Origin of the sequence: Parabacteroides gordonii MS-1 = DSM 23371 (genome assembly GCF_000969825.1) — a bacterium.
Lineage (GTDB): Bacteria > Bacteroidota > Bacteroidia > Bacteroidales > Tannerellaceae > Parabacteroides > Parabacteroides gordonii.
Window position 1 is genome coordinate 1360304 of record NZ_KQ033919.1, and the last position, 25419, is coordinate 1385722.

Here is a 25419-nt window from a genome sequence, read left to right on the forward strand (position 1 = left end):
TAAGGTCTGCAATGATTGTTCTATTCCATAGGCTTTCTGTTTTTAATGATTATCCAACATTATACTATGTCTCTATTTCCGTTTATTGGTCAACTCGACCACCGTATAATTAATTCCTTTACTGTCATCTCCGGTAATTTGCCTGATCTTATAATCTATTCCTGATGATATTTGCAGGTAATCCAAAATTTGTGACAATTGTTTATCGATGAACGTTCCGGTAAAGTAATAGGATTTTATCAAAGGATCCTTCACTTCGAATTTTACATTATAGAAATAAGACAAATCACGCAACACTTCAGGCAAAGGAGAATTATAAAACATTAATTTTCCTTCTATCCAGGCAGTTTCATATACAGGATTCACAATTTCCATATTCATTTTTCCAGTAGAGAGAATATATGTAGCTTTCATCGAAGGAGATAGTTCTTGTCTCACTACGGTGCCATTCTCTTTTTCTGTTTCAATATTAACTTTTCCAGAAACCAAAGTCGTTTCTATCTGTCCTTCTCCCAGATACGCCTGTAAGTTAAATTCAGTTCCCAGTACTTTTACCCTCATTTTTCCATCAGCGACATTCACTATAAAGGGCTTTTTCGGATCATGTGTCACCTTAAAGTAACCTTCTCCATCCAACGTTACAGCCCTTTTATCGTTATCATACGGAACCGGATAAATCAGCGTAGATCCTGAGTTTAAATATGCAACTGTCCCATCCGGCAAGTTACAACTGGTACGCATCCCCGGATTTGAACGAACAGTAACCATTTGTGCTTTCACCTCACTGTCTGTTGTATTCCACCATGAAAGAAGAGTTGACAAAAAGAATCCAACAGCAAGACAAGCAGCAACAGTAGAAAAACGATAGATATTTTTCTTCCATACACGCTGCCTAACCCGTTCTTGTACCTTCTCAAAAGCTTTAAGAGGATCACGCTGTTCAATACGCCTATGTGTATATTGCACATGATAAATACGAGCAATTTGTAACAAGGTTTGTTCATTCTCTTCTTTGTCATGCAGCCAGCTCTCAACAATAGCACATTCTTCTGCCGAAGCTTTTCCCCCGATATACAACAACAATAATGAAGTTTCCGGTTCTTCTATATGTTTTCTCTGTTCTTCCATTTTATCTGTTTCTATATATACGACAAAACTCCCCCTCTTCTACCCTAAACAATATCATAAAAAATTTTATACATATTCCTTTTTTTTCTAAATATAATTAGAATTATCAACTATCTTTGCCCGAAACCTTCATAAACAAAATTTAGTAAATGAATGATATTCTATTAGTTAGACAATTACAAGAAGGTAATTCCGAGGCTTATAAACAAATGTTTATCAAGTACTATTCTCCTTTATGCGAATACATTTCCCAATACGTAACAGATGAAGACGCCGAAGAACTGGTACAAGATCTAATGCTTTTCATATGGGAAAACCGAAAAAATATCATTATCACTCAATCCTTGAAATCATATTTATTTATAGCAGTTAAACATCGGTGCCTGAATGCGATTCAAAAGAATTTGTATCATAAGAAAGTACATACCCTTCTTTATGAAAAACTAAAAGAGCAATTTGAAGATCCTGATTACTACTTCGTGAACGAACTGACAGAGAATATAAACAATGCTATCAAAGAACTTCCTGACACTTACCGAGACACGTTCACCTTAAGCCGTTTCGGTGAACAAACCAATGTTCAGATAGCAGAACAACTTGGAGTGTCCGTCAAAACCGTCGAATACCGTATCAGTCAATCCCTGAAAATACTTCGTGTTAAACTGAAAGACTATCTCCCTCTTCTTTCCTTTTTATTCGGGTTTCCTTCCTGATACATCCGGAGAAAGTTCAATTTTCCTTGCAGGAAAGTTGTTGCCGAGGGCGTCGGCTATATTGTCGACAGTGTCGGCTAAATTGTCGAGGGCGTCGGCAAAGCTTTCGACAGCGTCGGCAATAACTTTTCCCGGCAACAAAATCAATTTATATCGGGATATTTTTAACTAAATGCCGGGAAGAATGGCCTTTCCCTTTTGGTTAATAAATCAAAATCATCACAGATATTATTAAACTTAATCAAGTCGGAGCCGTCTATCTTCTCGTAACCGGAAACCAGTCCGGATACATATTTGTTTGATACAGATAATATATTAGTTATGAAATCGGGAAGATACTTTTTATGGTTATTTCTTATTCTCTTTTCTTTGCCGGCATTCGCACAGCGGGGTGGAGTTGATGTCACAGGAACTGTGATAGAAGAGGGGAACAACGAGCCTATTGAACAGGCTACGGTACGCTTGTTAAATGTAAAGGACAGTACGATGGTCGGAGGGGTGGCCAGTTCGCGTAATGGTAATTTCACACTGAAAGGGATCAAAGCCGGCAGTTATCTGCTGCACGTTTCTTTCGTAGGGTTCGATCCATTATATCAACCTTTACGGATCACAGGGAAAACCAACCCGGTGAATGTCGGCAAACTTGCACTTAGCGACGGTTCCATTATGCTCGGAGAAGCGGTGGTAATCGGAAAAGCACCGGAAGTGGTTGTCCGCAACGACACGGTCGAATATAATGCCGATTCCTACAAAACGACAGAAGGAGCTGTGCTGGAAGATCTGTTGAAGAAGATGCCGGGTGTGGAAGTCGACAGTGAAGGAAAGATCACCGTCAACGGGAAAGAGATCAAGAAGGTATTGATCGATGGAAAAGAGTTCTTCTCCGACGACCCGAAAGTGGCTTCTAAAAACCTGCCCTCGAAGATGATTGAAAAGGTACAGGTACTGGATCGCCTAAGCGATATGGCACGGATGACCGGATTTGACGACGGGGACGAAGAAACCGTTATCAACCTGACCGTAAAGCCGGGAATGAAACAAGGATGGTTCGGGAATGCCTTTGCCGGATATGGTAGCGACGACCGGTACGAAGGGAATTTCATGGTCAACCGGTTTATCAACAACGACCAGATAACCATTATGGGAGGATTGAATAATACGAACAATATGGGATTCTCGGACATTGCTTCCAATATGTTTTCAGGTATGGGCGGACAGCGCGGCGGACGTATAAGAGGAGCCGGAAACGGTATCACCTCGTCCGGCAATGTGGGATTGAACTTCAGTAAAGAGTTCAATAAGAAGCTGACGCTTGGTGGCAATGTGCGCTATTCGCATTCCGACAATGATGCACAAAGCAAGATCAACAGGACGAACTTACTCCCTAACGACAGTAGCACAATCAAAAACGAGTTGAATAACAACAATACCAAAAGCGACAATATTGCAGCCGACCTGCGTATGGAGTGGAAACCGGACACGCTAACCCAAATCATTTTCCAACCCAGCTTCACTTACAGTAACAGTCACAATCGGGAATCAGGTTCGTTCAACACACTGACCAACCGGAGAGACACTGTTAACCTCGGTGAATCCAGCTACCTTTCCGACGGTGAAGGCTATAACCTGAATGCACGGTTGGAATTCAGCCGGAAGCTGAACGATGAAGGACGCGTTTTCAGCGGCTCTTTATCCGGAGGTACAAGCGATTCCTACAATAAAGGATTGAACTATTCCAATACGGAATACTTTATGGGGGACGAACAAAATGAACTGATAGACCAGCAATTCAGATACGACAATAAAGGTTTCAATTACCGGGTTTATTTATCATGGGTGGAACCGATCGGGCACAACAACTTCATCCAGGCGACATACAGTTTCAGCCAGAACAAGCAGGAATCCCTGAAGAACTCTTACGTTAAAGAAGAAGGAAGCGATATATATAATGTATTGGATACGGCATACAGTAAAAGTTACCGTAATAATTTCGTCACCCAACAGGCCAGCCTGGCATTCAAAGCGGTTCGTGAGAAATATGATTATACGGTCGGAATGAACCTTTCTCCTTCACATAGCGTAAGCGAAAACTTTGTTGGCGACTCGACGCTGTCGCGCCTGACACGCAATGTGATCAATGTTTCGCCAATGATCCGGTTCAACTACCGGTTCGACAAACGTACGAATCTAAGGATCAACTATCGGGGACGCACCAGCCAGCCTTCGATGACGCAGTTGCAGCCGGTTGCCGATATTTCTGATCCGTTGAATACGATCACCGGTAACCCGGATCTGAAACCGACCTATTCAAACAACCTGTTTGCCCGTTACCAGAAATTCATTCCCGAAAAGCAAACTGCTCTTATGATCATGTTGAATGCAAACTACATCATGAATGATATCGTCAAAAAATCCGTTTACGTCGGCGAGTCAGGAAGGAAGATGACTACTTACGATAATGTCAACGGTAATTACAACGGTAATCTCCGTGTATTGTTCAATACTCCACTGAAGAATAAGAAATTCTCGATCAATTCCATGACAATGGCTTCTTACGCCAATACCAATGGTTTCATTAATGAGGAGAAAAACACGAACAAGAATTACACCGCGATGGAGCGTGCCGGCATCGACTTCCGGTCGGACTACATCGACCTGGGATTAAATGGAAACATCCGTTATACCGGTGCAAAGAACTCACTCCAGGGACAGAACGACCAGAATACTTTCAACTACGGTCTGGGGGGAACGACAGCTATTTATCTTCCGCTCGATTTCAAGGTTGAAAGTGATATAACCTGGTCTGCCAACTCCGGTTATGCCGAAGGTTACAAGCAAAAAGAAGTATTGTGGAATGCATCGGCATCCAAATCATTCCTGAAGGGAAACCAGGCTACAATTCGTTTTAAGATATACGATATCCTGCAACAACGCAGTAATATTTCCCAGACAATCAACACCGAATATACCCAGTATTCGGAATACAATACATTGAGCAGCTACTTTATGGTTCACTTCATCTACCGGTTCAGCATCTTTAAAGGGGGAGCCAGTATGAACGACGTACGCGGACCGGGTGGCAGAGGTCATGGCGGCCCGCCACGGTTCTGATATCCGAACGTAAAACATTTCAGCCTATAAACAGTAATCGGTGGTAAAAGCTCGTCAGAACATTTACCACCGATTGCGTTTTCCTATACATTATTATATATACTATACTTTCAGGCTATACGGTTCGCGTATCGGATTACCGCGTCGTTTGTTCGCTTCATCATCAAAGAAGAACTCTTCTTTCTCCGGATTCCACACAAGTTTACGGTCGAACTCATAACACAAATTCACGATATGGCACAGGGAAGCCGTGCGGTGTCCGATCTCCACGGTGCTAAGCGGTTGCTTGCGGGTCTTCATGGAAGTCAGGAAATCATTATAATGATCGTCACTCTTGTATAGCTTGATCTTATCCTCTCCGATCACTTCGTCCTGCAATTTCGCCGGGATCGTGTCCAGGAAACTACGGCTGATATCGATCACTCCGTCCGAACCGATAAAACGAACGGCGTTGCCATCCGCTTTACGGAAAGGCTCATGTGTCATAACCGTACCATTGGCGTAACGCATACTGAGAGGACGCAGTTCACCTTCTTCCGGCGGAGTAAACTCGATCGGGCCGGAATCGTCCATGCCTAATGCCCATTGGGCGATATCAAACATATGAGCACCCCAGTCGCAGATCATACCGCCACCATATTCTTTATAGTTTCGCCAGTTCGGGAACATATTACGTTCCATAGGCGGTGCCAGTTCTTCATTATAAACATTCATAGGAGCCGGGCCGATCCACATTTCCCAATCCAACGTTTTAGGAACCGGTTGTGCAGGCAAATCGTACTTTACGGGAGGAGGTCCGATGGATACTTTCACTTCCTTGATCTCACCGATATAGCCGTTGCGAACCAACTCGCAGGCATGGCGGAAGTTACGCCACGAACGTTGCATATTACCGACTTGCAATACACGGTTGTACTTTTCCACGGCATCGGCCATAGCACGGCCTTCTTCGATACTATGCGACATCGGCTTCTCTACATAGACATCTTTTCCGGCACGACAAGCTTCTATCGTTTGTACGGCATGCCAATGGTCGGGGGTTGCTATAATCACACCGTCTATATCACTCCGGTTCAATAATTCATGGTAGTCTGCATAAAGCTTAAATCCTTTATAGGCCTGCCCTTTTGCCTTTTCCGTTTCTTTTTCGACAATTTCCTGCATGGCTTTCAACTGGCGGGATTCGCAATCGGCGGCAGCTATCAGGTTAGCACGCCGGGCAAACTCCGGAGCAAGTGTCCACCGGCCCTGTGCCCCACAGCCGATAATTCCCAGATTTATCTGGTCGCTGGGAGCTACAAAATTAGTTCCGCCTAAAATGTGACGAGGTAAAATCGTGAAGCCCGCAATAGCCAGTGCCCCACTTCGGATGAAGTTCCTTCTTTTCATTGTGTCTGTCTTATGGTATTACTTACAAATTGAGATATTTCCACAAATCTATAAATAATACCTTAAAAAACAAATACTTGAACAGTGCTAAATATGGAAAATATTCCGATTAAAAGTGAGAAAGGAACGCTTTTATCAACGAAGGATTAAGTAAAGCCGGATATAGGAAACCGTAGACAGCACCGTAAAAATGGGCATTGTGATTGATATTGTCTCCCGCACGTTTAGCCATATATTGACAATAAGCCAGATAGAGCACTCCGAAGATAATTCCCGGTACCGGAATAATAGCAAACAGCAATATTTTACTCCACGGGTCGAAGAGGATAGACGAGAACAGGATGGCCGACACAGCGCCGGATGCCCCGATAGAGACATAATACGGATCGTTGTGATGTTTCAGCACATCATAAATAGAGGCAAAGATCATCCCACCGAAGTAAAGACCCAGATATCCCCACGTTCCGAAACCCAGGTATCCGAAAATACTTTCTATATAAGTTCCGAACGACCAGAAAGTAAACATATTCACCAACAGATGTGTCATATCCGCATGTACAAAGCCATGTGTAACCAGCCGGTACCATTCGTTATTCTTCACCGTCCGGTAAGGTATCAGCGCTAATTTGCGAAACAGTTCCTGGTTATTGAAACAAAGATATGAAACAACGACTGTTATACCTATAATAATATATGTAATCATCTTCTTCCTATTTTATATTATCCGGCAAATGTAGTAAAGATTTGTTATTTCCGAATTACCTTATTACCTTTATCAACCTGTAACAAAGAATAAAAAGAATGCCGGCAGTCATACATATACAATGGGTCGTTGGGGTAATATTCATTATATTATACTCAATCACGATCATGGGGTTAGTGCTGGTTATCATTGCAGAGAACAGGAACCCGTTAAAAACCATCCCCTGGGTAATCGTGTTATTACTCGCTCCCGGTGTCGGTCTGCTCTTTTATTTCTTCTTCGGACAGGACAACAGGAAGCAGCGGATCATCTCACGCAGGACTTACAAACGCATCATGAAACGGCCGCAGGAAGGCAAACTGCCCCAGGATGCCTGTACCGTCCCCGCCCCATACCAGCCGTTGGTCACTCTTTTGAATAACAACAACCAGTCATCGCTGCTGTATGGTAGTGAAATCAAAATATATACAAACGGGACGGAGAAGTTCAAAGACCTGCTGAAAGATATACAGGGTGCAACGCATCATATCCACTTTCAATATTATATCTTCTGTGATGACGAAGTCGGCATACGGTTTAAGGATGCCCTGATAGCCAAGGCTAAAGAAGGCATCACCGTGCGGGTGCTCTATGACGACGTAGGTTGCTGGAATGTAAAAGATAAGTTCTTCAACGAAATGAGGGAAGCAGGGATTGAAGTCTATGCCTTCCTGAAAGTAGCGTTTCCGGTCTTCACCAGCAAGGTAAATTACCGAAACCACCGGAAGATTGTCGTGATAGACGGACAAATCGGTTATATGGGCGGCATGAACATAGCCGACCGGTATGAGAAAGGGACGGCATGGGGCACCTGGCGCGATACGCATTTCCGGATCATCGGCAAAGGTGTCCACGGGCTTCAATCGACATTCCTGATCGACTGGTATGTTGTCAGCAAAAAACTACTGAACGACAAGATATTTTATCCCCCGGCAAAGATATACCACGACGATAATATCATGCAGATTGCCACCAGCGGCCCCGTCGGTCAATGGCGTACCCTGCTTCAGGCTTATATCTTCACGATAGCCAATGCTAAAAAGTATATTTACATACAGACACCTTATTTCCTTCCGACCGAAGGGCTGAATCAGGCTTTGCTGATTGCAGCACTGGGAGGAGTCGACGTGCGCCTGATGTTACCCAAACGTTCGGATACACGTACGGCCAACATGGCAACGCACTCTTTTATCGACGAGATGGTAAAAGCCGGCGTCAAAGTCTATTTCTATAAACCGGGCTTCCTTCATTCGAAGCTGATGATCACGGACGACGCACTTGCCTGCATAGGCTCGGCCAATATGGATTTCCGAAGCTTCGAACATAATTTCGAGATCAATGCATTCGTCTACCAACCCTCTTTCGCCTTGCAGATGAAACGGGTATTCCTGCACGACCTGCACAGTTGCGAACGGCTGGTTCCTTCCCGCTGGCTCAAACGACCGGTCAAGCAACGCCTGGCAGAGTCGTTCATGCGGTTGTTCTCCCCGCTCCTTTAAGCCTTTTCTTCTTTAATAAAGATACTGAAGTTGACAGAGCCGTACACCCGTCGCTGATCAAAATAAGGAAGCTCGGAGAAGTCATTATCCCTGGGATGCTCCATGACAAAGATACCCCCGTCGCGCAACAGCTCTTTTTCGAACACCAGTTTCGGAACTTCCGGCAACTCTTTCAGCGCATAGGGAGGATCGGCAAAGATAAAATCGAAACCTTGTTTCGGAGCAGAATGAAGATAACGGAACACATCACCCCGGATCAGACGCAGCGAGTCGGTTTTCAGTTCCTTAGCCACCTTTGCAATAAAAGAAGCATGGGCATTGTTCTTCTCCACCGCCGTAACGCTTTTACATTCGCGCGACAACAGTTCGAACGAGATACTGCCTGTCCCGGCAAACAGGTCGAGTGCGTCTGCACCTTCCAGGTCGGTCAGGTTGTTGATTACATTGAAAAGATTCTCTTTGGCAAAATCGGTAGTCGGCCGTGCACTGAAAGTAGACGGTACATCGAAACGCCGACGGCCATATATTCCGCTTATAATTCGCATACAGATAAAGCTATTAAATCTAACGGGGCCTGTACGATCTCGGCTCCCAACAAATAAGCGTCCGACGGTATTTCTGCCGGACTGATATATTGTATATAATTCCGCAACGTAGCAGTTATCGTGTTACGAAGGGAAGCACCTCCATACATATGAAGCTGATCTCTTTCCTGATCCATCCCCACCTGTTTCCATACATATAATATATAGTATAGGATATCATCCGGTTTATCATACTCGAAAGAGTTGGCAAAAAGCAAAGATCCTCCGGCATAACAAACCACATCCATCATCCTCCGGTGTAAGACAACATACAACTGCCGGGGTATCAACTGCCGGCTCTGTTGTTTCCACAAAGCCAACTGAGGGGTGATATGATGGATAAATGCAGGATTGATCAGCGAACGGGAACAAAACTCATATACATCTTCATCGATACCGAACACCACTTCTACCGCCTCACGCGTCAGCAGGTTGTTCAGGCATTTGCTTTCAGGGGAGAAGAAGGTGAACGATAACAGTTCATCTTTCTGTTTATCGGTAAAGACCTCTTCAGGCACCATCGTATATTGCGGAGTTACACAAACCAGATTCGTCCGCTTATAAGAATAAGTAAGAAACTCGTGCTCAAAGAAGAACTCTTTCAATGAAGCAATATAAGGCTTCGTCCGGTCGAACTCCACGTTCCTGTAAAAGAAACTTTCGTTCTCCGAAGGGCTGTATCCTGAAAAAGAAAGTCCATCCGACCTAAGCCGGATGGACATTATATATTTTCCAGAATTATCAGCAGTCAACGTATCAGGAATACTGATAGTCATAAGCGATTGATTATTCCCAGTTACCTGCGTTGTTATTAATTTCAGTCAGTGAACCTACGCGTAAACCATCATATTTACCCAGCTTTTCAGCTTTATCTTTCAGGTTTACAACCAACTGTTTGTCAAGATCACCCAGATAATCGTCATACTTAACGCCAGCTTCAAATACTTTTACAGTATAACCGGAACCGGAAGTCAACGTAGCTGTGTCCATAGAGAACTGAACGCCTGCACCCGGAACATTAGCCAGATCATCCACATTGTAGTTTGCTCCGAACAAAGTATCCTTAGCCACAACCCAAACTGTATCACGTTTGATCAAACCTTTCTTTACAGCTTCTTTCTCAGTCATACCTTTTTCCAGCTGCTCGTCAGTCAAAACACCTTCTTTGATCAGGAACGGAAGTTTGTCGTCCTTCAGGAACTTGATCAAATCGGCGAATGTACCTGCATGAGTTTTGTACACATTCTTGTACTCGATCTGAGCTTTACGAATATCGATCAGACGAGCCTTAATAGCACTTTCACGCGCATCTTTTTCCTTGTTGAATTCGATCGGCGTCATAATGCTTCTATAGCACATGTAAACAAGCAGGACAACTGCAGCTGCTACTAAAATCTTTAATGTAACTTTCATGGTTTGTATTGTTTTTTTGAATTTATTTCGTTCGGCAAATTTAAAAAAGAATATTTAATACACTACCTTTATCACCAAAATTATTGCAATCAAAATGATAAATAGTTATTTAAGCCGCCAAATTACACAAAATTTCCCATATAATCCTACTGAAGACCAGAATTTGGCCTTAAAAATACTGACGGAGTTTCTACTTTCGGACGAAACCGACTCGATATTATTGCTAAAAGGATATGCGGGAACAGGAAAAACGTCCCTGGTAGGAGCCCTTGTCAAGACACTGACTGAACTAAAACAGAAAACCGTCTTGCTTGCCCCCACCGGAAGAGCGGCCAAAGTATTCTCTAATTATTCCGGCCACAAAGCCTTCACCATACATAAAAAGATATACCGCCAGAAGGCTTTTTCGAACGAACCGACCGGATTTTTACCGGCTGATAATTTACATAAAGATACATTATTTATAGTAGATGAAGCGTCCATGATCTCGAACGACGGGCTCGACTCGGCATTTTTCGGTACAGGACGTTTGCTGGACGATCTGATACAATATGTATACTCCGGCGAGAACTGCCGACTTATCCTCATGGGTGACGTGGCACAGCTTCCCCCGGTCATGCAAACAGAAAGCCCTGCCTTGAACGCAGAAATATTGAAAGGATATAATCTGGAGGTACGGGAAATCACGCTGACACAGGTTGTACGACAGAGTGAAGACTCGGGTATCCTGTTCAACGCCACCCGTTTGCGTAATGCCTTACGGGAAAACACGGTGGAGATCTATCCGAAGCTTAATCTGAAAGGTTTCGCCGATTTCAGGAAAGTGAACGGGGACGAACTGATCGAAGAAATCTCCTCGGCCTACAGCCGCGACGGAGTGGAAGATACGATGATCATCACCCGGTCGAACAAACGGGCTACAATTTACAATAATGGTATCCGCAACCGTATCCTGTACCGCGAAGAAGAATTATCGTCGGGCGACCGTTTGATGGTGGCCAAGAACAATTACTACTGGACAAGCGAATGCAAGGAGATGGATTTCATAGCCAACGGAGAGATCGTGCAGGTAGTTCGTGTCAGACGAACCAGCGAACTATACGGATTCCGTTTCGCCGATGTTACCGTACGCTTTCAGGATTACGATCTTGAAATGGATATCAAGATACTGCTCGACACCCTGCAAACAGACTCTCCCGCCCTTCCAAAAGAGCTGAATGACAAGTTGTTCTACACCATACTCGAAGACTACGACGACATTCCGACCAAGGCGGGCAAAATGAAAAAGATGAAAGCCGACCCGCATTACAACGTTGTCCAGGTGAAATACGCCTATGCCATCACCTGCCACAAAGCACAGGGCGGACAATGGATGAACGTCTTTCTCGATATCGGATATATGACCGAAGAAATGCTGGGCGAAGATTTCTACCGTTGGCTCTATACCGCCTTCACCCGCGCCACTCATCGGTTATATTTGGTTAATTTACCGGATGAGTTTGTTGAGTGACAGTACATTTTTCATATATTAGCCACGTTACATGAATAGAAATAGTTATTTTTGCTGCAATAATACCGGGACGCCTTTATTAAGCTTCCCCGTAAAGATTAAAATAAGGAATGGCAAATAAAGAAAAAATAGATTATCTGTTACTCGATCTCAAAGAACTTGAGACGCTGATTGCCGGGATGCGGGATGCAGAGGTTTACCCGGTGTCCTTCTTTAGCCAGACTTTCAATCTGACACATAAAGTACTGAATGATCTTCATTCACTGGAAACGGCTCAGATCGAAATGTTACGCGAACAAATGGAAGCCCATCAGGCACTGATCCAATCGTTGCCGAACCCGGCTGCCGCACCGATGCCCATTGTGCCCGAAGTGCAGGAAGTACAGGAAGAGCCGGTTGCTGAAACAGTAATCGTCCGGGAACCGGAGGTTAAAGTGGAAGCGAAGGAACCTGTCCGGGAAATCATTATCGAGAAACCGGAAATAATCATAGAAGAAAAGAAAGTCGTCCAACCGGAAACAGTTATCCAAGCGGAGATCATTACTTCGTCGGCTAAACCGGAAAAGCCGGCTGAAGCACCTCATAAAACCATTACGACGGAAAAGCAGGGCGTATTCCTGAGCGACCTGCTCGAAAAGAAGAATCTTTCCGACTTCCGTAAGGCATTCAGCCTGAACGATCGTTTCCGCTTCCGCCGCGAACTGTTCGGGGGCGATGAGGAGAAAATGAATAAAGCGATCACCGACCTCAACGACATTCATTCATACGAAGAATCGGTGGCTTATCTGAATAACGAACTGAAATGGAATATAGAAGATGAAGCCGTAGCCGACTTCATCAAGCTACTTGAAAAACGATTCCTGTAAGATATGGCAAAGTTAACAGTTGTACCCACTCCCGTAGGAAATCTGGAAGATATGACCTTCCGGGCGATCCGTGTGTTGAAAGAGGCCGACCTGATTCTGGCCGAAGACACACGTACGACTGGTATTCTACTGAAACATTTTGAGATACAAAACAAGATGCAGTCGCACCACAAGTTCAACGAACATAAGACGGTGGAGCAGATCGCTTCCCGCATCAAAGGCGGCGAAAACATTGCACTTGTTTCCGATGCCGGCACACCGGCCATTTCCGACCCCGGCTTTATGCTCGTAAGGGAATGTGTACGACAAGGTGTAGACGTTGAATGCCTTCCGGGAGCAACCGCATTCGTTCCGGCCCTGGTTAATTCCGGGCTACCCAACGAGAAATTCTGTTTCGAAGGCTTCCTTCCCCAAAAGAAAGGGCGGCAAACACGCCTCAAGGAGTTGTCTACCGAAAACAGAACGATCATCTTTTATGAATCACCTTTCCGATTAGTAAAGACGCTAACCCAACTAGCCGAATTCTTCGGAACCGACCGGCAAGTCTCCGTCTCGCGCGAGATATCCAAACTGCACGAAGAGACTGTACGCGGAACCCTCGAAGAGGTTATAGCTCACTTTACCGTGAACGATCCGAGAGGTGAGATTGTTATAGTATTAGCAGGCTTGAAAGATAAAAAAGAAAAAGAGACAGAAAAAGATGTTTAACTCAAAAACAAAAAGAAAATGAAGAAGTTATTATTAGCTTGTACCTGCGCAACATTGCTGGTTTCCTGCGGACAGAATTCGGCCGAATATAAAAAGCTGAAAGCCGAGAACGATTCTCTGAAAATAGAGAACACAAAGAGTAGCAGCGAAATGAACGAAATCCTTTCCATCCTGAACGATGTAGAGGCAGACATACAGTCTATCCGCGATGCAGAAAACTATCTGAACATCCAGCAGCAAACCGGAGGTGAGTTCAGCAAGAGCAACCGCGAACAGATCAAGCAGAATATGCAGTTGATCAGTGAGACACTGAAGAAAAACAAAGAAACGATCAATCAGCTTGAAGACAAACTGAAAAAGAGCGGCATCCAGTCATCCGCACTGAAAAAGACAATCAACCGCCTATCTTCCGAACTGGATCAGAAGGCTACCATGATTGTTGCTTTGCAGGAAGACCTGGCTAAAAAGAATGTACGTATCCAGGAACTGGACGAAATGGTTTCTTCCCTGAACGAAGATGTGGAAAGCCTGGCAACGACTGCTGCCGCCCAGTCTGAAAAGCTGAACGAACAGGATAAGGCTCTCAACACAGCTTACTATTGTTTCGGTACATCCAAAGAACTGAAAGACCAGAAGATCCTTTCAGGTGGCGGCCTTTTCTCTAAATCAAAAGTATTGCAGAGCGGCTTCAACAAAGATTACTTTATCTCTGTCGACATCCGTGAAGTAAAGGAAATCCCTTTGTTTGCTGCTAAAGCTAAACTGAAATCCAACCATCCGGAAGGTTCTTACGAATTCGTAAAAGATGAAGACGGCAACCTGACACTGAATATCACAGATCCAAGAGCATTCTGGAGCCTTGGCAAATATCTGGTTATCGAAGTAGGATGATGAAATACAAAAACCTCTTTATAGACTTGGACGATACCCTTTGGGATACGTACCATAATAATAAAGAATGCCTCGAAGAGATTTATACCGATCACCACTTTGATCGGTATTATGCCTCCTTCGAGGCTTTCTTTGCAATCTATTGGCCACATAATGAGTTATTGTGGAGACAATATCGGGCCGGTGAAATCGACAGGCAGACACTTATCGTCGACCGTTTCCGTTATATGCTTCGCCCGATGGGTATTGAAGATACCCAATCTGTCCTGGCAGTCAACAACGACTTCCTGCAACGCACCACCACCAAGACGCGCCTTGTTCCCGGTGCCATCGAGCTACTCGAATACCTGCGTCCTTCTTACCGGATGTATATCTTATCGAACGGTTTCCGTGAAGTGCAGGACAAGAAACTGCGCAACTCCGGCCTGGCTCCTTACTTCACCCGGATGATTCTCTCTGAAGATGCCGGAATCCAAAAACCTCATAAAGGCATATTCGACTTCGCCCTGATCAACACCAATTCCCGCCGTACCGAATCACTCATGATCGGCGACTGCTTCGAAGCCGACATCGAAGGCGCCTACCACTCCAAAATAGACCAGCTCTGGCTCAACCCGAAAGGAGTACCGGCCAAAGGCTTTACCCCGACTTATGTTGTCAGTAGCCTGGAAGAAATAAAAGGAATATTATAAAAGAGTTAATCCGGCTTCAGCATTCATACAAGCCCAGCACATACTGATATTCAACACGACAAGAAATGAACGCGGTAGTATTTCCGGATTCATCGGGCCTTCATTTCGCCTTCATAGCTTACATCTTCAACCATTTACATATCCGATCGCACAACGTAATTGTCAGCCAGTAAAACTCATAGTCTAATAAAAAGTACTATCTATACTTGCAATAAATAAAATATTGACTACATTTGCCCCATCACCTGCTATTAGGTGTTAACCATTACATACCATAAGCTATGGAACATTACGTTAACATTATGCTCGACAGCGGCTTCAAGGCTGTATTCGGTAACAAACAAGTAGCTATCGATTTCATTAATGCCACTCTGCAAGGCGAACATAAGGTAAAAGACCTTACTTACTTGGATAAAGAGATTATTCCCGAATCATTGGATCAACGCACAATCATTTTCGATTGCCTTTGTGAAGACACAGACGGGACAAAGTTTATCCTTGAAATGCAGAATTGCCCCCAACGTTACTTCTTTAACCGCGGATTTTATTACATTTGTCGTATGATCTCCCGTCAGGGAGAAATAGGATCGGAGTGGAAATATGAATTGCTTCCGGTCTATGGTATCTTCCTGTTGAACTTCAGCTTACCTGAATTCCCTACCTGGCGTACGAATGTAGTATTGGCGAATGAAGCAACAGGTAAATCTTTTAGTGAAATCAAACTGAAACAAGTCTATATTTCGTTTGAGTTATTTAATTTACAGAAAGAGGAATGCATCACTCCTCTTGAGAATATGATTTATATATTGAAGAATATGAATATATTTGACGTGTCACCTTTTAAGGAGGAAAACGAGGCGTTCCGCCGCATACTTGATGCAGCAAACGTGAATGCAATGGATCCCCATGAGCGTGCCGTATATGACGAAGTACTGAAGCGTTACCGCGATTGGCGTTGCACAACAGAATATGCCATAGAACAAGCAAACGAGAAAGGTCTAAAACAAGGCATGGAAAAAGGGATAGAGAGAGGAATGGAGCAAGGCATGCACCTCGTCGCAACAACCATGAAGCAGAAAGGATTTGACTTCAAGGATATATCGGAATGTACAGGTCTCACCCTGGAAGTAATAGAAAAGCTATAGTAAGCCCTTAGTACCGGAGAACTAAGCTTTTAGCATAGCACTATTAAGCTATTATCTCCGCTATTTTAAATATGAAAGGCTAGCCATACAAAAGAGTAAGGCTAGCCTTTCATATTTGCAATCCATGCCTTACATATTAGGAAAGTGAACCTTACGTTTTTCAAAGTAAGGAGAAAAAAGTTTAGATATAGGGAGATAAAGACTTAGTTCTCCTATGCTGAGGGCTTAGTAGCAGGTTGCCGGAGATAAGATTTCGGGGTGAAAGTTAGCTCTTTTTCGATGTAAAGTCAAGAGATTAAACCGATATAAATTGAGATGAATGGTAAAATGAAGGCTATATGAAGGCAAAACAAAGCAGTGCCTTCATGCCATGAAACCCAGATTATCAACAGGCATAGTTAGCATATGAACCCATGAAGGCAAAATCCGCATAAACATTTTTTGGGAGTCTGTAAGCAGCTTTATAAGATTATATCCCTATTTTTGCACACGATAAGTGTTTCGATTACTCATATTATCAACTTTAAATACCATTGTTATGAATAAACTTTGTCTGATCGTATTGACTTGCCTGACTTTCTCGCTCATACTTCCGGCCCAAAAGAAAGGAAATATCCCCGTAAGAAAGAATATTCCACTGGATTCCATCACATTAAGTGATCCGGCTATTCTGGCCGACCGGAAAACCTCTATGTACTATATGACCGGTACCGGAGGCCTGCTTTGGAAGAGTAAAGACCTGAAGCTCTGGGAAGGGCCTTTTCAGGTTGCCCAAACAGATCCGCAATCATGGATGGGCCCTACCCCTATGATCTGGGCGGCGGAATTGCATCACTATAAGGATAAGTATTACTATTTTGCCACATTCACGAACCAGGCGGTAATGATCGATACGGTTCGCAGTACTCCGATAGAGCGCCGGGCTTCGCATATCCTGGTAAGTGATAAACCGGACGGTCCCTATGTCCCGATGAAAGATCCGACTTATCTACCCGCCGATAAGCCGACTCTGGACGGTACTTTTTGGGTGGATAAAGACGGAAAGCCCTATATGATCTATTGTTACGAATGGCTGCAAAACTGGAACGGTACAATCGAAAAGATAGAACTGAAACCTGATTTAAGCGGTTCTGTCGGCGAAGGGAAACTCCTTTTCCGTGCCAGCGACTCTCCGTGGAGCCGGGAGAAAGACGAAAATGGAAAGATTGGCCCGCACAAGGTCACCGACGGCCCTTATCTGTTCACGACCGGAACAGGTCGTCTGGGAATGATCTGGACTAGCTGGATTTATGATGTCTATGTACAGGGAGTTGCCTATTCGGAAAGCGGTACGCTGGATGGCCCCTGGATTCAGGAGAAAGAGATTATCACTCCTGAGAACTTCGGTCACGGGATGCTGTTTCAGACACTGGAAGGGAAATGGCTGATGTCTGTTCATAGCCATGAAAACAGGAACGGACACTATCACCGCGTTCCTCATCTGTTTGAAGTCGATCTGTCGGGAGATAAACTGGTGGTAGGTAAGCCTTATAAATAAATATTGCCGGACAAGATAAAAGTAAACGAAAAGAGCCGTGTTGAGATTGTCGACACGGCTCTTTCTGAATATAGATATTGTTATCTCAAACAATATCAGAACTCCGAAGTAAAGTGGAATTTAATATCCGGGAAGTCCTGTTGCGCCATAGTCAGCACATAACCGGAGTCTGCCAGATATACATCACGCCCTTCCTTATCGAGAGCCATATACTGCGATTTACGTTTCTTGAAGTTTTCCAAAGCAACCTGGTTATCACTTTCAATCCAGCAGGCTTTGTAGAGGCTGATCGGTTCCCATTTACACTGTGCACCGTATTCGTGCAACAAACGATACTGGATAACCTCAAACTGCAACTGCCCTACCGTACCAATGATCTTACGGCCGTTGAACTGGTTGGTAAAGAGCTGTGCAACCCCTTCATCCATCAATTGCTCGATTCCCTTGTTCAGCTGTTTAGCCTTCATCGGATCGGCATTTTCGATATATTTGAACATTTCCGGAGAGAAGCTGGGCAGTCCCTTGAAGTGAAGTTCTTCACCGGAAGTCAGCGTATCACCGATCTTGAAGTTACCGGTATCCGGCAGACCGATGATATCACCGGCAAATGCTTCGTCCACCGTCTCTTTCTTCTGAGCCATGAACGCTGTCGGGCTACTGAAACGCATCTGTTTGCCAAAACGTACATGCTTATAGTTGGCATTACGCTCGAAACGGCCGGAGCAGATCTTTACGAAAGCGATACAGCTACGATGGTTCGGATCCATGTTCGCATGGATCTTGAAGATGAAGCCGGTGAAGTTATCCTCTTCCGGATCGACCACACGTTCTACAGCCTGTATAGGACGGGGAGACGGAGCGATCTTGATAAAGCAATCCAGCAACTCTTTCACACCGAAGTTATTCAGGGCTGAACCGAAGAATACCGGGGCGATATCGCCTCTCAAATAAGTATTTACATCGAACTCAGGATAAACACCTTCGATCAGTTCGATATCCGAACGAAGTTTATCAGCCAGATTAATACCGATATGGTCTTCCAGTTCGGGATTGTTGATGTCGTCAAAACCGATCTTCTCCGTTACATACTGTTTGCTCGGAGTGTAAAGGTCAAGTTTCTTTTCATATATATTATATACACCTTTGAAACGCTGTCCCATATCAATCGGCCAGCTCAGCGGGCGTACCTTGATCTGCAGTTCTTCTTCTATCTCATCCAGAAGGTCGAAAGGATCTTTACCGTCACGGTCCATCTTGTTGACAAACACGATCACCGGCGTTTTACGCATACGGCAGACTTCCATCAGTTTACGTGTCTGTGCTTCCACACCTTTGGCAATATCGATCACGATAATTACACTGTCTACGGCCGTTAGGGTACGGAAAGTATCTTCGGCGAAGTCCTGGTGACCGGGTGTATCGAGGATATTCACTTTATGATCCTCATAGTCGAAAGCCATTACAGAGGTTGCAACGGAGATTCCACGTTGTTTTTCTATTTCCATCCAGTCGGAAGTAGCCGTCTTTTTGATCTTGTTAGACTTCACGGCACCAGCCACATGGATAGCCCCTCCGAACAACAACAGTTTTTCTGTCAATGTCGTCTTACCGGCATCCGGGTGGCTGACAATAGCAAACGTTCTTCTTCTTTTAATCTCTTCTGAATATTGACTCATCTTTATATCGTTTATTTTATTTCAACAGGGTTATGAACAGGGTTTTAAACATACTTATCAACAGGGTTATCAACACCCTATAGTTTCTTCATACAAACACGAAGGCTCTCCTCCCAATGCGGGATAGCAATACCGTACGTTTCTTTTATCTTACTCTTATTCAATACGCTATAAGGCGGACGCACTGCCCGTGTAGGATAATCTTTTGTTTCAATCGGCCGGACATTACAAGCTATTCCGGCTATCTGCAGTACTTTCACAGTGAAATCGTACCAACTGCAAACACCCTCGTTCGAATAATGATAAATTCCCGGAACGAAAGCTCCCTTTTCATCGGCAGTAACAACAGTCAGGATCGCTTCAGCCAGATCGCCGGCATAAGTCGGTGTACCTATCTGGTCGAATACGAAACCAAGCTGATCCCGTTCTTTACCCAGACGGAGAACGGTCTTGACAAAGTTATTCCCAAATTCGGAATACAGCCAGGCAGTACGGATGATTACCGCATCCGGGCAAACTTCCACCAGGGCTTCTTCACCGGCCAACTTGGTACGGCCATAAGCAGAAACCGGACGTGTATCGTCGGTCTCCTTATACGGACGGCAGCTTGTACCGCTGAACACATAGTCGGTTGAGACATGGACGATTTTTGCTCCGGCTTCGCGGGCAGCTTCACCCAATACATGTACCGCATAACAATTCAAACGGCGACATAAAGCCTCGTCGTCTTCCGCCTTATCTACAGCCGTGTAGGCTGCACAGTTCAGTATATAGTTTACCTGGTTATCTTTTATCGCGGCTTTTACCGCTACAGGATCTGTTATATCCAATGTATCGACATCCGTAAAAAGGAAATTGTATTGCGGATGTTGGCTTGCCAGCAGACGGATAGAATTGCCCAGCTGTCCGTTGGCACCTGTTACTAAGATTGTTTTCATGTCTTTAATCTTCTAATTTCAGTTCTCCGTTCATATCCTCGCGATATTTCTCGGCAAGAAGGGCCAGAAAAGAACTGATCTGCTTAATAGCTTCCTGGGTTTCCGGACTTACCGGCTTTCCCTGCATCCGCAGAAGCAGAAAACCATAGATAGCATTAAAACAGGTTTCCAGTTCGGGTAGCTCTTCTCCCCCGGATTTAGCCCGGAGCTGAACTATATATGGGAGCGTTTTATAATAGGCCGCCCCGTAAATCATTTCTTTCGGAGATTTAAGCAGCCGCAGATGCAGGTCGGTCAAGGTGATAATCACATTCTTATTCAACTGAATATGTCCCTTTTCCATGACGCCTTCGCTACGCATCATTTCGATCAGTTCTTCATACCATCGGGCGATTTCTTCCTTTACTTCGTCCGGTTGATCGTATTGGGAGATAACCGTACGGCGGATGGAATCGATATCAAAATGATTGGCACGTATCAGGTCTTCCACCTGCCACATGTATAACAAATACTCGGCTATATTTTCTTTTCTTTTCTGTTTTGCTATAATCATAGCTACAAAGATACACTATATTCGGATAACGCCCGATAAAAATCGGCATCTTTAACACCTAACTGACGGCAGGCCAGACGGGCAGCATTCAGATTGGTAAGGAAATAACTGTCGGCTATCCGTATCGGGAAGTCCCCGTAACGGGTTTGCAGAAACGTAGCTCCGTCTTTCTCGATCACAGCATGTTCTCCATACGGGATAGCGGTGATGTCCTCACGAACGTTCTCGGCCAGTTGCTTGACCATACGGTCGCCTTCGAAATAGATCAGTTTGCCTTCACGCTCTATCAGCTTTGTGAAACTCCTGAATGTATCATAATAAGCATCCGGTGTGGCATGGTCGGTATCCGGTGTCCACGACAGATTGGTAAGAATAGCGATATGCGGGCGATAAAATTCCAGTTGGAAACGTTTTTCCAACGCAGAAGTAACATGTTCGTCTCCTTCAATCAGGGCAATGCGTGCTTCATAGCTCATCCGTACACGGTTAGGCAGCAGAGCGACCTCGCTAGTCAGGGCATAATCGAAAACCAGCTTCTGCCGCTGAAGGGCACAAACGATCATCGAGATAATTGTTTTCTTTCCGCGGCTACCCGCAACAACTACCCGTGTTTTCTCCTTAGTACGCTGAAATATGAATTCAGGGATTGAGAGAATCAGCAAGCCTAATTCTTTGGCCTTTATCAATTCCGGATTATCCTGTTTGACAGTGGCACCCAGAACGACAAAATTACTATCTTTAATTAATCTCTCCGGAAACCATCCGTTTCCATGACAAGTACAACCTGCAGCGCGGAGCTTTGCAACAACTTCTTCTGTTATACCATCGCCGGAAACGCTTACTTCATATCCCTTCTCGTGAATAGCCAAAGCCAGGTCAAGGACAAGAGGTTCGGTTACGGAGATTAAATGAACTTTTCGCATCGCTTAGATTTTGGCGCAAATGTACACATTTTCATCAAGCTTCAACATATGGGGAATAGAAAAAACTTGCTTATATTTGACACAAAAAAAGTGAAATGGAGATAGATCTTATTGACACAGGATGTTTTTACGCGGATGGGGGAGCTATGTTCGGCGCTATTCCCAAGACAGCGTGGAGCCGGCGTTATCCGAGCAATGAAAAGAACGGTTGTATCCTGACGATGAGGAGCCTTCTTATATCAAAGCATCCCGAAAAAATAATACTTGTCGATAATGGTGCGGGCAATAAACATCTCGATCAACTCAGTTATTATAATTTCTTCAATCTGGTCGATCTGGAAGAGGAATTGCGAAAAAAAGGGATCACTCCGGAACAGGTGACGGATGTGATATTGACTCATTTACATTTCGACCACTGCGGCTATTCCACCCGGAAAGAGGAAAAGACCGGAGAGTTATACCCGTCTTTCCCTAACGCCACACACTGGGTCAGCCGGAAGCAATGGGAGAATTTCCTGCATCCTAACCCGCTCGAAAAAGACTCCTATTTCATGGAAAACATGCAAGCAATAGCAGATAAAGGTTTGTTGCGCCTGATCAATACCGATACGAAGCTTTGTCCGGATATCGAACTGCGTATCTTCGACGGACATACCCCCGGACAGCTCGTACCTTATATCACCACCTCTGAACAGACTTTTGTTTTTGCCGGCGATGTAATCCCTCTCGTTGCAAGTGTTTCGCCCGAATGGATATCGGCTTACGACACCTATCCGGTGACCTCTTACCAGGAAAAAATACGCATGTTGGAAGAAGCCGCCCGCGAAGACCAGGTACTGATTTACTGCCACGATGCTTACACCAAATGCAGTACAGTAAAGAAGGTTAATAACTTCTACAAAAAAGACAGGCTTGTAGATATATAATTATTCCTCTTTATTCCTCTGATTATTACATATATGAAATAAATTCCTATCTTTGAACACAATCTCTGACAAAATATAAAATAAGCAGAAAAAGACATTATCATTTATAACTTTTTATAACGCATGAATAAACTAAGCAAGTACGCGCTGCTTTGCGCAGCTTTTGCAGGAATGGTAGCTTGTTCCGACGGGAAAGTCGTAACAGGTGATTATCAGATCATTCCGCTGCCGCAGGATGTATCCCTGACAAACGGGACTCCTTTTATCTTAACGCCTTCTACTTCTATCATTTACCCGGAAGGAAATGACTTACTGAAACAGGCAGGCGAGTTTCTGGCCTCTTATATTAAGGAAGCGACCGGCTATGCTCCAAAAGTCGTGACCGACAAGAGTGCCAAACCTATCAACCTGTCGATCGACAAAAGCATCTCCAACCCCGAAGGCTACCGCCTGGCAGTAACACCCGAAGGGATCGAACTGGCCGGTGCAAGCGAAGCAGGCGTATTCTACGGTATACAGACTTTACGCAAGTCGATCCCCGCAGTAGCCGAAGGAATGAATATCGAACTCCCGGCTGTAACGATCAACGACTATCCCCGTTTTGCCTATCGTGGCATGCACCTGGATGTATCGCGTCACTTCTTCCCTGTCGACTCTATCAAGAAATATATCGATATACTGGCGTTACATAATATGAACACATTCCACTGGCATCTTACCGACGACCAGGGATGGCGTATCGAGATCAAGAAATATCCGGAGCTGACAACAATCGGTTCCAAACGTAAAGAAACCGTGATCGGACATAATACCGGCGAATATGACGGTAAACCTTACGAAGGTTTCTATACACAAGACGAAATCCGCGACGTAATTGCTTACGCCAAAGAGCGCTTCATCACGATCATTCCTGAAATCGACCTGCCCGGACACCAGCAGGCAGCATTGGCAGCTTATCCGGATCTGGGCTGCACAGGCGGCCCGTACGAAGTATGGACACAATGGGGTATCTCCGATGATGTGATCTGTGCAGGAAACGAGAAATCGATGCAGTTCCTGGAAGATGTATTGGCAGAAGTGATCGACCTGTTTCCGTCCGAATATATCCATATCGGAGGAGATGAATGTCCGAAAGTACGCTGGAAGACTTGTCCGAAATGCCAGGCTCGTATCAAAGCGGAAGGTATTAAGGCTGACAAGAAACACAGTGCGGAAGAATATTTGCAAAGCTCTGTAATCTCACAGATGGAGAAATTCGTGGAAAGCAAAGGACGCCACATCATCGGCTGGGACGAAATCCTGGAAGGCGGACTGGCTCCGAATGCTACGGTTATGAGCTGGCGCGGTGTAGACGGAGGTATCGAAGCGGCAAAACAACACCACAACGTTATCATGACTCCGAACACATACCTTTATTTCGACTATTACCAGTCTACCGACACGGAAAACGAACCGATGGCTATCGGTGGTTACCTGCCGCTGGAACGGGTCTACTCATTGGAACCGACTGCCGGCATCCCCGACGAATACAAGAAATATGTAATCGGTGTACAGGCTAATCTGTGGACTGAATATATCCCGACCTTCTCACAGGTTGAATACATGGTAATGCCGCGTATGGCCGCCCTGGCAGAAGTACAGTGGACAGACCCGAGCAAGAAAGAATATGAAAGTTTCCTTCCCCGCCTGGTTCGCATGACAAAATTGTACGACCGTCTGGGTTACAACTATGCCAAGAACATCTTCGACATCCATGCCGAATTCACTACAGATACTGAAAACGGGCAGATCCTTGTAAACCTGTCGACGATGGGTGATGGTGATATTTACTATACACTGGACGGTAGCGAACCGACAAGTACAAGCAGTAAATATGAAGCACCCGTTAAGATCAAAGAAGATGCGACTATAAAAGCAGTCGTTGTACGTCCTACCGGCAACAGCCGCGTATTCTCTGAAAAGATCAATTTCAGCAAATCGACAGCGAAGCCTGTAACATTGCGCGTAGCTCCGAGCAGAGGATATGAATTCAACGGTGGCCCCGAACTGACAGACGGCCTTACCGGTGATACCAACTACAAAACCGGCCGCTGGCTGGGCTTCCAGGGAAAAGACCTGGATGCAGCGATCGACCTGAAACAGCCGGTAGAGATCAGCAAGGTCAGCTTTAACACCAATGTGGTAAAAGGCGACTGGATCATGGGGGCAGCCGGAATTACCGTAAAGGTATCTGAAGACGGCCAGAACTTCAAAGAGGTGGCTACCAAAGTAATCCCCTCACTAAAGCAGTCGGATAAAGACGGCATCTATTCGCAGGAAATCACTTTCGACCCGGTAAAAGCACGCTATGTGGAAGTGATCATCAAGAGCGATAAACTACCGGCATGGCACGGTGGTGCAGGCAATCCGGCCTATCTGTTTGTAGACGAAATCATTATTCAATAGGGTAAAACATTCACACAAAAAGCCGGCTAC

At 44.8% G+C, this 25419-nt stretch carries 23 protein-coding genes; 12 read left to right on the forward strand and 11 right to left on the reverse strand.

Annotated features, from left to right (window positions below):
* Window positions 1–72: 72 nt before the first annotated feature.
* A complete protein-coding gene (locus tag HMPREF1536_RS05575; RefSeq protein ID WP_028727796.1) occupies window positions 73–1128 on the reverse strand; it encodes a FecR family protein in 1056 nt (351 codons plus the stop codon).
* A gap of 149 nt (window positions 1129–1277) precedes the next feature.
* Here HMPREF1536_RS05575 and HMPREF1536_RS05580 point away from each other — a divergent pair, with 149 nt between their 5' ends.
* Window positions 1278–1841: an RNA polymerase sigma-70 factor gene (locus HMPREF1536_RS05580; protein WP_028727795.1), complete on the forward strand. Its 564-nt coding sequence runs from the start codon at window positions 1278–1280 to the stop codon at window positions 1839–1841.
* Here HMPREF1536_RS05580 and HMPREF1536_RS27840 read toward each other — a convergent pair.
* Window positions 1821–1979, reverse strand: a complete 159-nt coding sequence (locus HMPREF1536_RS27840; RefSeq protein ID WP_157395714.1) for a hypothetical protein — start codon at window positions 1977–1979, stop codon at window positions 1821–1823. The two genes, HMPREF1536_RS05580 and HMPREF1536_RS27840, sit on opposite strands and share 21 nt — an antisense overlap.
* 183 nt (window positions 1980–2162) lie before the next feature.
* Between HMPREF1536_RS27840 and HMPREF1536_RS05585 the strand changes: the two genes are divergently transcribed.
* Window positions 2163–4952, forward strand: a complete 2790-nt coding sequence (locus HMPREF1536_RS05585; protein WP_028727794.1) for a TonB-dependent receptor — start codon at window positions 2163–2165, stop codon at window positions 4950–4952.
* Window positions 4953–5054: 102 nt separating this feature from the next.
* Here HMPREF1536_RS05585 and HMPREF1536_RS05590 read toward each other — a convergent pair whose 3' ends face one another.
* Together HMPREF1536_RS05590 and HMPREF1536_RS05595 are read right to left on the reverse strand one after the other, a co-directional pair.
* Window positions 5055–6341, reverse strand: a complete 1287-nt coding sequence (locus tag HMPREF1536_RS05590; RefSeq protein WP_028727793.1) for a Gfo/Idh/MocA family protein — start codon at window positions 6339–6341, stop codon at window positions 5055–5057.
* A gap of 109 nt (window positions 6342–6450) precedes the next feature.
* Window positions 6451–7044, reverse strand: coding sequence for a rhomboid family intramembrane serine protease (locus tag HMPREF1536_RS05595; protein ID WP_028727792.1), 594 nt, complete (start codon window positions 7042–7044; stop codon window positions 6451–6453).
* A 98-nt stretch (window positions 7045–7142) separates the two neighbouring features.
* Between HMPREF1536_RS05595 and cls the strand changes: the two genes are divergently transcribed.
* Window positions 7143–8582 carry a cardiolipin synthase gene (gene cls / locus HMPREF1536_RS05600; RefSeq protein ID WP_028727791.1) on the forward strand — a complete coding sequence of 480 codons (1440 nt, stop codon included), beginning with the start codon at window positions 7143–7145 and terminating at the stop codon, window positions 8580–8582.
* Here cls and rsmD read toward each other — a convergent pair.
* The 3 genes from rsmD to HMPREF1536_RS05615 are packed head-to-tail and all read right to left on the reverse strand — an operon-like array spanning window position 8579 to window position 10579.
* The gene (rsmD, locus tag HMPREF1536_RS05605) at window positions 8579–9127 is read right to left on the reverse strand and encodes a 16S rRNA (guanine(966)-N(2))-methyltransferase RsmD (RefSeq protein ID WP_028727790.1); all 549 of its coding nucleotides are present in this window, start codon (window positions 9125–9127) and stop codon (window positions 8579–8581) included. The two genes, cls and rsmD, sit on opposite strands and share 4 nt — an antisense overlap.
* Entirely contained in the window at window positions 9115–9942 is an 828-nt protein-coding gene (locus HMPREF1536_RS05610; RefSeq protein ID WP_028727789.1) for a DUF3822 family protein, read from the reverse strand. Before HMPREF1536_RS05610 ends, rsmD begins: the two co-directional genes overlap by 13 nt.
* Window positions 9943–9952: 10 nt before the next feature.
* Entirely contained in the window at window positions 9953–10579 is a 627-nt protein-coding gene (locus HMPREF1536_RS05615; protein WP_028727788.1) for a hypothetical protein, read from the reverse strand.
* 94 nt (window positions 10580–10673) lie between these two features.
* Between HMPREF1536_RS05615 and HMPREF1536_RS05620 the strand changes: the two genes are divergently transcribed.
* The 7 genes from HMPREF1536_RS05620 (at window position 10674) to HMPREF1536_RS05650 (ending at window position 17928) form a co-directional block, all read left to right on the forward strand.
* Window positions 10674–12089, forward strand: coding sequence for an ATP-dependent DNA helicase (locus tag HMPREF1536_RS05620; protein ID WP_028727787.1), 1416 nt, complete (start codon window positions 10674–10676; stop codon window positions 12087–12089).
* A gap of 110 nt (window positions 12090–12199) precedes the next feature.
* Window positions 12200–12955 carry a hypothetical protein gene (locus HMPREF1536_RS05625; RefSeq protein ID WP_028727786.1) on the forward strand — a complete coding sequence of 252 codons (756 nt, stop codon included), beginning with the start codon at window positions 12200–12202 and terminating at the stop codon, window positions 12953–12955.
* Between the two features lie 3 nt (window positions 12956–12958).
* A complete protein-coding gene (rsmI, locus tag HMPREF1536_RS05630; RefSeq protein ID WP_028727785.1) occupies window positions 12959–13663 on the forward strand; it encodes a 16S rRNA (cytidine(1402)-2'-O)-methyltransferase in 705 nt (234 codons plus the stop codon).
* 18 nt (window positions 13664–13681) lie between these two features.
* A complete protein-coding gene (locus HMPREF1536_RS05635) occupies window positions 13682–14554 on the forward strand; it encodes a Cbp1 family collagen-binding glycoprotein adhesin (protein ID WP_028727784.1) in 873 nt (290 codons plus the stop codon).
* Entirely contained in the window at window positions 14554–15246 is a 693-nt protein-coding gene (locus tag HMPREF1536_RS05640) for a YjjG family noncanonical pyrimidine nucleotidase (RefSeq protein WP_028727783.1), read from the forward strand. Before HMPREF1536_RS05635 ends, HMPREF1536_RS05640 begins: the two co-directional genes overlap by 1 nt.
* A gap of 281 nt (window positions 15247–15527) precedes the next feature.
* Window positions 15528–16391 carry an Rpn family recombination-promoting nuclease/putative transposase gene (locus tag HMPREF1536_RS05645; protein ID WP_028727782.1) on the forward strand — a complete coding sequence of 288 codons (864 nt, stop codon included), beginning with the start codon at window positions 15528–15530 and terminating at the stop codon, window positions 16389–16391.
* Between the two features lie 538 nt (window positions 16392–16929).
* The gene (locus tag HMPREF1536_RS05650; RefSeq protein WP_028727781.1) at window positions 16930–17928 is read left to right on the forward strand and encodes a glycoside hydrolase family 43 protein; all 999 of its coding nucleotides are present in this window, start codon (window positions 16930–16932) and stop codon (window positions 17926–17928) included.
* A 95-nt stretch (window positions 17929–18023) separates the two neighbouring features.
* On the opposite strand, the gene HMPREF1536_RS05655 is transcribed toward HMPREF1536_RS05650, so the two are convergent.
* The 4 genes from HMPREF1536_RS05655 to HMPREF1536_RS05670 all read right to left on the reverse strand — a co-directional run bounded on the left by HMPREF1536_RS05655 (window position 18024) and on the right by HMPREF1536_RS05670 (window position 22018).
* Complete coding sequence (locus tag HMPREF1536_RS05655) at window positions 18024–19604, reverse strand: peptide chain release factor 3 (RefSeq protein WP_028727780.1); 1581 nt, start codon at window positions 19602–19604, stop codon at window positions 18024–18026.
* A gap of 77 nt (window positions 19605–19681) precedes the next feature.
* Window positions 19682–20542, reverse strand: coding sequence for a dTDP-4-dehydrorhamnose reductase (gene rfbD / locus HMPREF1536_RS05660; RefSeq protein WP_028727779.1), 861 nt, complete (start codon window positions 20540–20542; stop codon window positions 19682–19684).
* 4 nt (window positions 20543–20546) lie between these two features.
* Window positions 20547–21095: a DUF4924 family protein gene (locus HMPREF1536_RS05665; RefSeq protein ID WP_028727778.1), complete on the reverse strand. Its 549-nt coding sequence runs from the start codon at window positions 21093–21095 to the stop codon at window positions 20547–20549.
* 2 nt (window positions 21096–21097) lie between these two features.
* Window positions 21098–22018 carry a Mur ligase family protein gene (locus HMPREF1536_RS05670; protein WP_028727777.1) on the reverse strand — a complete coding sequence of 307 codons (921 nt, stop codon included), beginning with the start codon at window positions 22016–22018 and terminating at the stop codon, window positions 21098–21100.
* Between the two features lie 95 nt (window positions 22019–22113).
* On the opposite strand from HMPREF1536_RS05670, the gene HMPREF1536_RS05675 reads away from it, so the two are divergent.
* Both HMPREF1536_RS05675 and HMPREF1536_RS05680 read left to right on the forward strand, forming a co-directional pair.
* Entirely contained in the window at window positions 22114–22944 is an 831-nt protein-coding gene (locus HMPREF1536_RS05675) for an MBL fold metallo-hydrolase (RefSeq protein WP_028727776.1), read from the forward strand.
* Between the two features lie 123 nt (window positions 22945–23067).
* Entirely contained in the window at window positions 23068–25389 is a 2322-nt protein-coding gene (locus HMPREF1536_RS05680; RefSeq protein ID WP_028727775.1) for a glycoside hydrolase family 20 protein, read from the forward strand.
* Window positions 25390–25419 lie beyond the last annotated feature (30 nt).